The sequence below is a fragment of the Prauserella shujinwangii genome (assembly GCF_003001955.1).
Taxonomy (GTDB): Bacteria; Actinomycetota; Actinomycetes; order Mycobacteriales; family Pseudonocardiaceae; genus Qaidamihabitans; species Qaidamihabitans shujinwangii.
Map to the genome: position 1 here is coordinate 72,090 of NZ_PVNH01000012.1, position 11,468 is coordinate 83,557.

An 11,468-nucleotide genomic window follows, 5' to 3' on the forward strand; every position below is an offset into this window, starting at 1 on the left:
GGGCGGGCGCATGGACGAGGAACTGCACGAGCGGGTGCGGGAGATCATCGCGACGATCCCGGCGGGCAGGGTGGCCACCTACGGCGACGTGGCGGCCGCCGCGGGCGCGCCGACGCCCCGGCTGGTCGGGCGGATCCTCGCCGAGGACGGCCAGGACGTGCCGTGGCACCGGGTGCTGCGGGCGAACGGGACCCCGGCGCCACATCTGGTGCACCGCCAGCTCGAGCTGCTGCGGGGTGAGGGCGTGCTGGCCGACGGGCAGCGGGTCGACCTGCGGAGGTATCGGTGGCAGCCAGAATAGGTTAGCCTAGCCTAATGACCACGCAGGCGACGCGTCCGCAGCTGACCTACCGCACCGTCCAGGTGACCTCGGCCCGGCGGATCGCGCCGCGACTGACCCGCGTGACGTTCACCGGCACGGACCTGCGGGACTTCACCAGCGTGGCGCCCGACCAGTACGTCAAGGTGTTCTTCCCGCCCGAGGGTCACCGGCGGCCACGGCTGCCGCCACCGGTGCACGGCGACGACACCGTCTCCTGGTACCGCACCTACCTGGCGATGCCGGACGGCGTGCGGCCGCCGATGCGCACCTACACCGTCCGCGCGCACCGGCCGGAGGCCCGCGAGCTGGACATCGACTTCGTGCTGCACGCCGACCCGGGACCCGCCTCCGCGTGGGCCGAGCGCGCCGAGCCGGGCGACGAGGTGGCCCTGCTCGGCCCGCACGGCCTCTACGCGGTGCCGGAGGGCACCTCGTGGCAGCTGCTGGTCGGCGACGAGTCGGCGATCCCGGCGATCGGCGCGCTGCTGGAGGCGCTGCCGGACGGCGCGGCCGCCCGTGTGTTCGTCGAGGTGGAGGGACCGGAGGACGAGCTGGACCTCGCCACGCGGGGCGAGGTGGACCTCCGGTGGGTGCACCGCTCCGGCGCGGCACACGGGCAGGCCGTGCTGGCCGCCGTCCGCGCCGCCGACCTGCCCGCCGGGCAGCCGTACGCGTGGCTGGCCGGCGAGTCGAGCCTGGTGCGGTTCACGCGCAGGCACCTGGTCCGTGAGCGCGGCGTCGACAAGCGGGCGATCACCTTCTGCGGCTACTGGCGCCGGGGCGCCAGCGAGGAGGACGCGGGCCGGGAGAACCTGCGCAAACTCGACGCGGGTGAACCCCTCGAGGAAGAGGAGTAGCCCTTCGCCGCAACCGGGGAAACCGGGGTAGCACTAGTGCCATAGTGGTGTCATGACGACAGTGGGCCTGCGCGAGCTGCGCCAGTACGCCTCCGACCTGGTCCGGCAGGTCGAGGCGGGCGAGGAGGTCACGATCACCGTGGCCGGCAGGCCGAGCGCCCGGCTGGTCCCGGTGGCGCCGCGGCGCTGGCGAGCGTTCTCCGACATCGCGGACGTGTTCGGCAGCGAACCGGACGAGGACTGGGAACGGGATCGCGACCTGATCGACCAGACTGTGCGGGATCCGTGGCCCGAGCGATGAAGGGCGTTCTCCACACGAGCGTCGTCATCGCGCCCAGTGTGTCACCGTTGCCCGGCGAGCTGGCCATCAGCGCCGCGACCTTCGCCGAGCTCCACTTCGGCGTGCTCGTGGCCAGGGACGACCGGACCAGGGCTGCCCGGCTGCGGCGGCTCACCGCGCTCGAACGGCGCTTCGATCCGTTGCCCGTGGACGATGCCGTCGCCGCGAGCTACGGCCAGCTCACCGCCGCGGTGGCCAGGACGGGTCGCCAACCCCGGGCCCGCACGATGGACCTGCTGATCGCGGCGACCGCCCATGCACACGACGCCCGCCTCTACACCCGCAATGCCCGCGACCTGGTGGGCATCGAGGACCTGGTCGAGGTGGTACCGGTCGTGAGTGAGAAACGTGGTTAGAACAACGTTTCTCACTCACGAGCCGCGGGGGGCAGCTCGGCGACCAGGAGCTTCACCAGGGCACCCAGGCGCTGCCGTTCCGGCTGCCGGGTCGGCACCCCCAGGTCGGTGAGCGGCGCCGCCGTCACCGGGCCGACGCACGCGCACAGCACCCGCTCCCGCAGGGCCGCCAGCAGCGCGTCGAGCCGCCCGCCGTCCCGCGCCAGCGTCAGCAGGTTCGCCGTGGCCGGGGCACTCGTGAAGGCCAGCGCCCGCACCTGGCCCGCGAGGACACCGTCCAGCAGCCGGTAGGCGGGGGTGAGGTCGGCGGGCCACTGCCAGCGATAGGGCTGCACCTCCACCACCGACGCGCCGGCCTCGCGCAGCGCACCGGTGTACTCGGGCAGCGGCGCCCCGTGCAGTTGCACGGCGACCCGCCTGCCCCGCACGCCCTCCGCGAGCAGCCGCTCGAACAGCTCGCGGTTGGTCTCGCCCGGCGCCGACCACGCCTCGGTGAGCCCCTGGCCGCGCACGGCGCCCTTCGCCTTGGGTCCCCGCACGAACAGCCGCGCCCGGCCCAGCGTGGCGAGCAACTCGTCGGCCAGGCCCCACTCCTCGGCGGCGGAAACCCAGCCCCGGAAGCCCTGGCCGGTGGTGACCGCCACGAGGTCGGCCGCACCGGCCACGACGTCCTCGGTGGCCGCCCGCAGCCGCTCGTCGCCCGGCAGCGGCACGATGTGGATCGTCGGCGCGTGCCACACCGTGGCGCCGTGCCGTTCCAGCGCGCCGATGAACTCCTCCGCGCGCCGCTCCGCCGTGACCCCGATGGTCACCCCGCTCAGCTCACCCATACAGCGCGCCCATCCGGGCCACCGCCCCGGCGACCCGCTCCCGCAGGTCGGCGGGCTCCAGCACCTCGAGCTCCGGCCCGAAGGGCAGCAGCTGGCCGAGCGCGGGCGCGCCCTGTTCCACCGGCAGCTCCACCAGCGACCACCCGTCCTCGTCCGGTTCCGTCCCACTGTCCCGCAGCGCTCGTGCGCCGACGGCCCCCAGGAAGAACGGTACGAGGTCCCGGCCGAGCGGCGACAGCCGCACCAGCGCGGTCCGCGGGTACATCCGCCGCTCGAAGCCCGCCGACCAGTCCCGCCAGTAGGCGGCGAGGTCGAAGCCGTCCGGCCGGGCGAAGGTCTCCCCTTCCTCCAGCGCGTCGATGCGGGACACCCGGTAGGTGCGCTCGCCGCCGTCGCACCGCGCCACGAGGTACCAGCTGCCCGCCTTGAGCACGAGCCCGAGCGGTTCCAGTTCCCGCTCGACCGCGCTGTGGTCCCAGCGCCGGTACCGCACGCGCAGCCGCCGCTGCTCCCACACCGCCCGCGCCACCGGGGCCAGCTGGTCGAGGCTCTCGACGCCCCGGTGCCAGCCGGGCACGTCCAGGAAGAACCGCTGCGCGACCCGCCCGGCGCGGTCGCGCAGCTCGTCGGGCAGCGCGGCGTGCAGCTTGAGCTGGGCGGCCGCGAGCACCGTGCCCAGGCCCAGCTCGGCCGCGGCCACCGGCAGCCCGGCGAGCGAGAGCGACTGGGCCTCCTCCTCGGTGAGCCCGGTCAGCCGCGTGCGATACCCGGCGACCAGCTGGTAGCCGCCCGCCCGGCCGCGGTCGCCGTACACGGGCACGCCCGCGGCCGACAGCGCCTCGATGTCCCGGTACACCGTGCGCACCGACACCTCGAGCTCCCCGGCCAGCTCCTCGGCCGTCATCCGCCCCCGGTTCTGCAACAGCAGCAGCACCGACAGCAGCCTGCTCGCCCGCATGCTCCCGATTCTGCCCGGAAAACCTGACAGAAGGTGTCAGGTGGATCCGGCAGAGTGCGGCTCATGAGCGAGAACACCTGCACGATGCGCACCTGGGAGGAACACGTCGTGGCCGGTCCCGAGGACGGCCCCCGGTTCGCCCACGCCCACACCACGTTCGGCTACACCGGTGTCATCGAGGGCACCTCCACCTGCGACTACCTGCTGTACTACGCGGAGCCCGGCTACGAAGGGGCCGGGCAGACGGCACCCGGCTTCGAGCGGATCGAGGGCAGTGTGGACGGCAGGCGGGGCAGCTTCCTCGTCCGGCACGACGTCGCCTACGACGCGAGCGGCATCCGCGACACCTGGTCGGTGGTTCCCGGCTCCGGAACGGGTGAGCTGACGGGCCTGACCGGGACCGGTTCCATGGCCGGGAACGCCGAGTCGATGCCGTACACGTTCGACTACCGGCTCGGCTGATCGGCGGGAGGGGAGGGCACGATGCCCGACGTGCAGCGCGCACAGGTGCTGGCCTACCGGATCGCCGCGCACGGGCTGCACCGCGCGGGGACCGACCCGGCCGCGCTGGCGGTCCTCGACCTGGGCGTGCAGGACGTGGGCGGCCGGGCCACGGCGTCCCTCGCCGTGGCGGCCCGGACCGGTTCCGCCGCGCTGTCGCTGGAGGACGACGAGCGGTTCACGCTCGCCTGGACCCATCGCGGCGCGCCGCACTACCACCGGGCGAGCGAGTTCCCCGGGTTGCTCCCGGCCCTGTTCCCGGTGGACGACGCGGACGCGCTCGCGCGCCTGGGGTGGCGGCCCGCGGAGGCCGAGGCCGCCGGGATGCCCGCGCGGGAGATCCTGCTGACCGCCGCGCGGTCCCTGCGGAAGGCGGTCGGGCACGCGATGACGAAGGGCGCGGCGAGCGCCGCGGTCACCAGGCTGGTGCCGGACGCGCTGAGCCGCTGGTGCCGCGGCTGCCAGGCCACCCATATCCACGAGCAGCTCATGCGGCTGGCCGCCCCGCTGGCCGGGCTGGCGCTGGTGCCGGGGGCCAGCCCGGCCACGCTGGTCCCGGTCCCGGGCAGGCCCCGGATCCCGGCGGAGGCGGATGTGCCCGGCGCGACCGGGACCGTGCAGTGCTACCTGCGCCTGCACGGCCCGGCCACCGCGGGCGAGGCCGCCGGGTTCGTCGGCTCCACCCGCGCGATCGTCGCCGGGCAGCTGTGGCCCGGTGACCTCGCCGAGGTCCGCGTCGAGGGCCGTACGGCCCACCTGCCCGCGGACCGGCTCGCCGAGCTGGAACACCCACCCGAACCGGACCTCGTGCGGCTGCTCCCGCCGGGTGACCCGTACCTGCAGGCGCGGGACCGGGCGCTGCTCGTACCGGAGAAGGCCCGGCAGCAGGAGCTGTGGCGGGTGCTCGGCAACCCGGGTGCGCTGCTCGCCGACGGCGAGATCGCGGGCACGTGGCGGGCGAAGGCGTCCGGCAGGCGGCTGGAGATCACCGTGGACCCGTTCCGGCCGCTGCCGCGCTCCGTCCGGGCGCGGGTGGAGGCCGAGGCCGAGCTGGTGGCCGCCGTCCGGGGCCAGGACAAGGTCGCGGTGCGCTGGCCCGGCTCGTGAGGAAACGTCAGGCGCGCACGAGGGCGCGGGCCTCGGCGTAGCGGCGCAGCACCAGGTCCACCACCGCCTGGTGGGCGCCGATCGGCTCGGCCAGCACGTCCGGCGCGGCTTCGGCGAGCCGCCGCTGGAACAGGCCCGGCGCCAGCAGCCACGACGCCACCGCGACCCGCGCGCCGCCCGCCCGGACGGCGGCGACCGCATCGGTGATCCGCGGCTCCGCGGTGGCCGCGTACCCGACGCGCACGGGCGCGCCCAGGCGCCCCGCGAGCGACCGCGCGGCGGTGCCGACGTCGGCGAGCGCCCTCGGGTCGCGGGAACCCGCCGCCGCGAGCACGACCGCGTCACCGGGAGTGTGTCCCGCCTGGCTGAGCCGGTCGGCCGCGGCCGCCACCAGCTCCGGAGCGGGGCCGAACGGCTTCGCGAGCACGGCGTCGCCGTTGCGGCTGGCGGCGATCTGCGCGGGCACGTCGGTCCGCACGTGGTACCCGGCGGCGAGGAACGCGGGCACCACCACCGCGGGCCCGCGCACCCGGTCGAGCACGGTCGTCACGTCGGGAGCCCGCACGTCGGCGTAGGCGACCGCCACCGGGACGCCGCGCGCCCGCACCCGCCGCGCCAGCAGTGCGATGGCGCGCGGTCCCTCGGGGTCGCGCGTGCCGTGGGCGACCAGGACGATCACGCGTCCTCCCCCGTCGGGACCGCGAGCCGGTAGCCGCGCTTGACCACGGTCTGCACGAGCCTGCTCTCGCCCAGCGACGTGCGCAGCCTGCCGACGGCCGTCTCCACGGCGTGCTCCTCGCCCCCGCCGGGCAGCGCGGCCGTCAGCTCACGCCGTGACACGACGTGCCCCGGCCGCCGCGCGAGCGCCCGCAGCACGGCCATCGGCGCGGGTGCCACCTCGCACAGCCGGCCGTCCACGACGGCCGCCTGACCGCGCAGCTCGATCCGCCGCCCCGCCGCGCGCAGCCGCGGCGAGCGGGCCACCAGCTCCTCGGCCAGCGTCCGGGCGAGCGCGCCGATCCGGGCCCGCTCGGGCAGCACGGCCGGAACTCCCAGCGCGGCCAGCGGCCCCGCCGTGATCGGTCCGACACAGGCCACCACCACCCGCCGCGTGAGCGCGTCGACCAGCTCGGCGTGCCTGCCCGTGCGCCGCGCCATCGCCAGCGTGCTCGCCGCCGCCGGTGCGCTCGTGAACGGCAGCGCGTCGATCGAGCCGTCGAGCACCGCGTCGATGAGCCGGTCGAGCGGGCCGGGATCCGCCGGGCCCACCCAGCGGTACACCGGCACCTGCACCACCTCGGCACCCGCGGAGCGCAGGGAGTCCACGAAGTGCGGCAGCGGCTCGCCGTGCAGCTGCACCGCGACCCGCTTGCCCGCCACCCCGGAGCCGAGCAGGTGCGCCAGCAGCTCGGCACTGCTCTCCGACGCGGGCGAGTACGCCTCCGCCAGCCCGGCGGCCCGGACCGCGCCCTTCGCCTTCGGGCCCCGCGTGAGCACGGTGGCGCGGGCAAGGCAGGCGATCAGCTCGTCGCGCAGTCCCCACCCCTCGGCGGCCTCGATCCAGCCGCGGAAGCCGATGCCGGTGGTCGCGACGACCACGTCCGCGGGCTCGTCGAGCAGTTCCCGGGTGGCCCCGCGCAGCTCGGTGTCGTCGGCGAGCGGCACGATCCGGATCGCGGGCCCGTAGCGGACCGTGGCGCCCTTGCGCACCAGCAGCGCGCCCAGCTCGTCGGCCCTGCGGGCCGCCGTGATGCCCACGGCGTACCCGGCCAGCGGCGGGATCCCCGTCACGGCGAGCCGACGTGGACCACGCCGTCGGCGACGCGCACCGGGAACGTCCGGACGCGCACCCCACCGTCCTCGACGCAGACCCCCGAGGTCAGGTCGAACTGCTGCTTGTAGACGGGTGAGGCGACCACCGGCACGCCGCCGACGTCCCCGACGATGCCCCTGGACAGCACCGCGGCGCCGCTGAACGGGTCCCGGTTGGACAGTGCGAAGAACTCGTCGTGCTGCGTCCGGAACACCGCGACCTGGGTTCCGTCCGCCAGCAGCGCGGCGACACCGCCGCCGCGCAGGACGGCGTCGACCTCGCACACGCGCACCCAGGTCAGCCCGGCCAGTTCGGGCACCGCGGTCATCGGCTCACCACCTCCGGTACTCCGAGCAGCACGGGCACCGGCTGCTCGCGTTCGGTGCGGAACTCCACGGTCGGGTCGGGGACGCCGGGCGCGTTGACGAACGAGGTGAACCTGGCGAGCTTCTCCGGGTCGTCCAGCACGCCCTTCCACTCGTCCGCGTAGTTCGCCACGTGCTCGGCCATCGCGGCCTCCAGCTCCGCGCAGATCCCGAGCTTGTCGTCGACGACCACCTCCCGCAGGTGGTCGAGGCCGCCCTCCAGGTCCTCCAGCCAGGACGCGGTGCGCTGCAGCCGGTCCGCGGTCCGGATGTAGAACATCAGGAACCGGTCGATGATCCGCACCAGCGTGTCGGTGTCCACGTCGGACACGAGCAGGTCGGCGTGCCGGGGCGTCGCGCCGCCGTTGCCGCAGACGTAGAGGTTCCAGCCCTGCTCCGTGGCGATGATCCCGAAGTCCTTGCCCCTGGCTTCCGCGCACTCCCTGGCGCAGCCGGACACCGCCGACTTCAGCTTGTGCGGGGAGCGCAGCCCCCGGTAGCGCAGTTCCAGCGCGATCGCGAGGCCGACACTGTCCTGCACGCCGTAGCGGCACCACGTGCTGCCCACGCACGACTTCACGGTCCGCAGCGCCTTGCCGTAGGCGTGCCCCGACTCGAACCCGGCGTCGACCAGGCGGCGCCAGATCCGCGGCAGCGCCTCCACGGTCGCGCCGAACAGGTCGATCCGCTGCCCGCCGGTGATCTTGGTGTAGAGCCCGAACTCCTTGGCCACCTCGCCGAGCACGATCAGCTTGTCCGGGGTGATCTCGCCACCGGGGATGCGCGGCACCACCGAGTAGGTGCCGTTGCGCTGCAGGTTGGCGAGGAACCGGTCGTTGGTGTCCTGCAGCGTGGCCCGCTCGCCGTCCAGGACGTGCCCGGTGCCGAGCGACGCGAGGATCGACGCCACCGCGGGCTTGCAGATCGCGCAGCCGCTGCCCTTGCCGTGCTTGGCGATGAGCTCGCTGAACGTCGTGATCCGCGTGGCCCGCACGATCTCGAACAGTTCCGCCCGCGACACCGCGAAGTGCTCGCACAGCGCCGTGGACTGCTCGACCCCGCACGCGGTGAGCAGCTTGCCCAGCATCGGCACGCACGACCCGCAGGACGTCCCCGCCCTGGTGCAGGCCTTGATCTTCGGGACGGAGTCGCAGCCGTCCTCGGTGACCGCCTTGACGATGGCACCCTTGGTGACCGCGTTGCACGAGCAGATCTGCGCCTGCTCGGGCAGCGCGTCGACGCCCACCGCACCGCCGTCGGCGCCCGCGGGCGCGAGCATCGCGGCGGCGTCGGCGGGCAGCGGGCTGCCGACGAGGGACCGCAGCAGGTTGTAGTCGCTCGCGTCGCCGACCAGCACGCCGCCGAGCAGCGTGCGGGAGGCTCCGGCGTTCTCGGACACCACGAGCTTCTTGTAGGTGCCGTTCACGGCGTCGTGGAAGGCGACCTCCAGCGCCCCCTCGGTGGTGGCGTGGGCGTCGCCGAAGCTGGCCACGTCGACGCCCATGAGCTTGAGCTTGGTGGAGGTGTCGGCACCGGGGAACGCGGCGTCCCTGCCGAGCAGCACCGCGGCGGCGACCTCCGCCATCGAGTAGCCGGGCGCGACCAGGCCGTACACCCGGCCCTCCAGCGCCGCGCACTCGCCGATCGCGTAGATGTCCGGGTCGCTGGTCCGGCAGGCCGCGTCCACCAGCACGCCACCGCGTTCGCCCAGGTCGAGCCCGCACTGCCGGGCCAGGTCGTCGCGCGGCCGCACACCGGCCGAGAACACCACGAGGTCGACGTCCAGTTCGGTGCCGTTGCCGAGCCGCGCGCACAGCCTGCCCCGGTCGGCCTCGATCGCCTCGGTGGACGTGCCGGTGTGCACGGTCAGCCCGAGGTCGGTGATCAGCCTGCGCAGGAGCGCACCACCGCCCTGGTCGACCTGCAGCGGCATCAACCGCGGCGCCATCTCGACGACATGCGGCGACAGGCCCATGTCGCGCAGCGCCTTGGCCGCCTCCAGGCCGAGCAGCCCGCCGCCCACGACCGCCGCGGCCGGCCTGCCCCGGCCCGCTCGCGCGCGCTCCACGGCCGCCCGGATGGCGTCGAGGTCCTCGATCGTCCGGTAGACGAAGCAGCCGGGCAGGTCGTGCCCCGGCACCGGCGGCACGAACGGCCGCGACCCGGTGGCGAGCACGAGCGCGTCGTACGGCTGGACGTGCCCGAATGCGGTGACCACCCGCTTGGCCGCCCGGTCGACCTCCACCACGGGGTCACCGAGGCGCAGCTCGACGGCGTCGGCACCGGCGTAGTCGGCGCCGGGCAGCGCCAGCGCGCCGGCGTCCCATCCGTCCACATAGGAGGTGAGCGCGACCCGGTCGTACGCGGGCCGCCGCTCCTCCCCGAGCACGACGATGCGCCACTGCCCGTCGGTGTCCTCGGACCGGATCGCCTCCACCAGCCGGTGCGCGACCATCCCGTGTCCGGCGACAACCACCGTTCGGCTCATCTGCAACCCTCCGTCGAGACTGCTCTCATGCTCACCACGACTCGTGTCACGGCCGCTTCCGCCGTGTTGCGGCCGCGTTACCAACGCCTCACACCCGCGCGTGGGCGAGGCTCGGCACCCGCCGCACCGCGAAGCTGCGCCGCAGGTAGAACCACCACGTCGTAGCGGTGCAGACGAGGAAGAAGCCGAGGATCGCCACCAGCGCGGGCGTCAGCGTGCCGCCGCCCTCCAGCGAGAACTTGAACACCAGGTTGATCAGCACGCCGCCGAACGCGCCCACCGCGCCGACGACGCCGACCACGGCACCCGCCTGCCGCTTGGCCGCCTTGAGCGCGGCGCCGGCGTCCTCACCGGTCGACGCGACGCGCCTGCGCGTCTCCGCCGCGAAGATCATCGGGATCATCCGGTACGTCGAGCCGTTCCCGATCCCGGTGAGCACGAACAGGAAGATGAACGCCCCGAAGAACAGGGCGAAGCTGTTCGCCTCGACGCTGACGATCACGCCGGCCACGCCGAGGGCGAGGCCGAGGAAGTTCCACAGCGTGATGCGCGCGCCGCCGAGCCGGTCGGCCAGCAACCCGCCGAGCGGGCGGGACACCGATCCGATGAGCGCCCCGAGGAACGCCAGCGCCACGAACCCCTCGAAGTCCACGAAGCTGATCTTGATCAGCGACGGGAACGCGAACGAGAAGCCGATGAAGGAGCCGAACGTTCCGATGTAGAGGAACGCCATCACCCAGGTGTGCTTGCTGGTCATCGCCATCCGGTAGGACTGCCCGTCGGGTTTGGCCGAGGTGAGGCTGTCCATGAACAGCCACGAGCAGGCCGCCGAGACGACGATCACCGGCATCCACATCAGCGCGGCGTAGGCCAGATGGATCCCGGTGCCGATGCTGATGACGATCGGCACGAACAGCTGCGTCACCGCGACCCCGATGTTGCCGCCCGCGGCGTTGAGGCCGAGCGCCAGGCCCTTCTTGCCCTCGGGGAAGAAGAACGAGATGTTGGTCATCGACGAGGAGAAGTTGCCGCCGCCGAAGCCCATCGCCGCCGCGGTCAGCAGGAAGAACCAGTACGGCGCGCCGGTGGTGACGGCGGTGAGCAGCATGCCGCACGGGATCAGCAGCAGGGAGGCGCTGATCGTGGTCCACGCCCGGCCGCCGAACTTCGGGATCGCGAACGTGTAGGGCACGCGCAGCGCGGCACCGATCAGGTTGGGCAGGATCAGCAGCCAGAACGTCTGCCCGACGCTGAAGCCGAACCCGAGGTCACCGAGGAAGGTGACCACGATGCTCATCAGGATCCAGACGTTGAAGCCGAGATGCTCGGCGAGGATGGAGAAGGCGAGGTTGCGCCACGCCACCCGCTTCCCCGTGCGCTGCCAGAACTCGGGGTTCTCCGGTTCCCAGTGGTCGATCCAGCGGCCCCGCTTCGGCGGGGAGTCCTCCAGCTGCCTCTCGGCGGTGACGGTCACGTGCCTCTCCTTGCTGGTCAGGGCTCGTGAGTGAGAAACGTGGTGAGAACGACGTTT

Annotated in this window: 13 protein-coding genes; 6 read left to right on the forward strand and 7 right to left on the reverse strand. The window is 73.9% G+C overall.

Features of this window, described 5'->3' with window-relative positions; translation table 11 throughout:
* The first annotated feature begins 10 nt into the window (after nt 1–10).
* From B0I33_RS25940 to B0I33_RS25955, 4 genes are read left to right on the forward strand one after another with little or no spacing between them, the layout of a single operon-like run.
* Nucleotides 11–301, forward strand: coding sequence for an MGMT family protein (locus tag B0I33_RS25940; protein ID WP_106181510.1), 291 nt, complete (start codon nt 11–13; stop codon nt 299–301).
* A 14-nt stretch (nt 302–315) separates the two neighbouring features.
* Nucleotides 316–1,179, forward strand: coding sequence for a siderophore-interacting protein (locus B0I33_RS25945; RefSeq protein WP_106181511.1), 864 nt, complete (start codon nt 316–318; stop codon nt 1,177–1,179).
* A gap of 52 nt (nt 1,180–1,231) precedes the next feature.
* Nucleotides 1,232–1,480, forward strand: coding sequence for a type II toxin-antitoxin system Phd/YefM family antitoxin (locus B0I33_RS25950; RefSeq protein ID WP_106181512.1), 249 nt, complete (start codon nt 1,232–1,234; stop codon nt 1,478–1,480).
* On the forward strand, nt 1,465–1,875 hold the full coding sequence (locus B0I33_RS25955; RefSeq protein ID WP_245901077.1) for a type II toxin-antitoxin system VapC family toxin: 411 nt from the start codon (nt 1,465–1,467) through the stop codon (nt 1,873–1,875). The genes B0I33_RS25950 and B0I33_RS25955 overlap by 16 nt, the downstream gene beginning before the upstream one ends.
* Before the next feature lie 11 nt (nt 1,876–1,886).
* Here B0I33_RS25955 and B0I33_RS25960 read toward each other — a convergent pair whose 3' ends face one another.
* Both B0I33_RS25960 and B0I33_RS25965 read right to left on the reverse strand, forming a co-directional pair.
* Nucleotides 1,887–2,705, reverse strand: coding sequence for a uroporphyrinogen-III synthase (locus B0I33_RS25960; RefSeq protein WP_106181514.1), 819 nt, complete (start codon nt 2,703–2,705; stop codon nt 1,887–1,889).
* Nucleotides 2,698–3,663, reverse strand: coding sequence for a helix-turn-helix transcriptional regulator (locus B0I33_RS25965; protein ID WP_106181515.1), 966 nt, complete (start codon nt 3,661–3,663; stop codon nt 2,698–2,700). The genes B0I33_RS25960 and B0I33_RS25965 overlap by 8 nt, the downstream gene beginning before the upstream one ends.
* 63 nt (nt 3,664–3,726) lie before the next feature.
* On the opposite strand from B0I33_RS25965, the gene B0I33_RS25970 reads away from it, so the two are divergent.
* On the forward strand, nt 3,727–4,125 hold the full coding sequence (locus B0I33_RS25970) for a DUF3224 domain-containing protein (RefSeq protein ID WP_106181516.1): 399 nt from the start codon (nt 3,727–3,729) through the stop codon (nt 4,123–4,125).
* Nucleotides 4,126–4,146: 21 nt separating this feature from the next.
* Nucleotides 4,147–5,271, forward strand: a complete 1,125-nt coding sequence (locus tag B0I33_RS25975; protein WP_106181517.1) for a DNA glycosylase AlkZ-like family protein — start codon at nt 4,147–4,149, stop codon at nt 5,269–5,271.
* A 7-nt stretch (nt 5,272–5,278) separates the two neighbouring features.
* On the opposite strand, the gene B0I33_RS25980 is transcribed toward B0I33_RS25975, so the two are convergent.
* The 5 genes from B0I33_RS25980 to B0I33_RS26000 all read right to left on the reverse strand — a co-directional run bounded on the left by B0I33_RS25980 (nt 5,279) and on the right by B0I33_RS26000 (nt 11,411).
* Complete coding sequence (locus B0I33_RS25980) at nt 5,279–5,950, reverse strand: sirohydrochlorin chelatase (protein WP_106181518.1); 672 nt, start codon at nt 5,948–5,950, stop codon at nt 5,279–5,281.
* Complete coding sequence (locus B0I33_RS25985) at nt 5,947–7,062, reverse strand: uroporphyrinogen-III synthase (protein WP_106181519.1); 1,116 nt, start codon at nt 7,060–7,062, stop codon at nt 5,947–5,949. The genes B0I33_RS25980 and B0I33_RS25985 overlap by 4 nt, the downstream gene beginning before the upstream one ends.
* Nucleotides 7,059–7,412, reverse strand: coding sequence for a nitrite reductase small subunit NirD (nirD, locus tag B0I33_RS25990; protein ID WP_106181520.1), 354 nt, complete (start codon nt 7,410–7,412; stop codon nt 7,059–7,061). Before nirD ends, B0I33_RS25985 begins: the two co-directional genes overlap by 4 nt.
* Nucleotides 7,409–9,937 carry a nitrite reductase large subunit NirB gene (gene nirB, locus B0I33_RS25995; RefSeq protein WP_106181521.1) on the reverse strand — a complete coding sequence of 843 codons (2,529 nt, stop codon included), beginning with the start codon at nt 9,935–9,937 and terminating at the stop codon, nt 7,409–7,411. Before nirB ends, nirD begins: the two co-directional genes overlap by 4 nt.
* Nucleotides 9,938–10,025: 88 nt before the next feature.
* The gene (locus B0I33_RS26000; protein ID WP_106181522.1) at nt 10,026–11,411 is read right to left on the reverse strand and encodes an MFS transporter; all 1,386 of its coding nucleotides are present in this window, start codon (nt 11,409–11,411) and stop codon (nt 10,026–10,028) included.
* Nucleotides 11,412–11,468 lie beyond the last annotated feature (57 nt).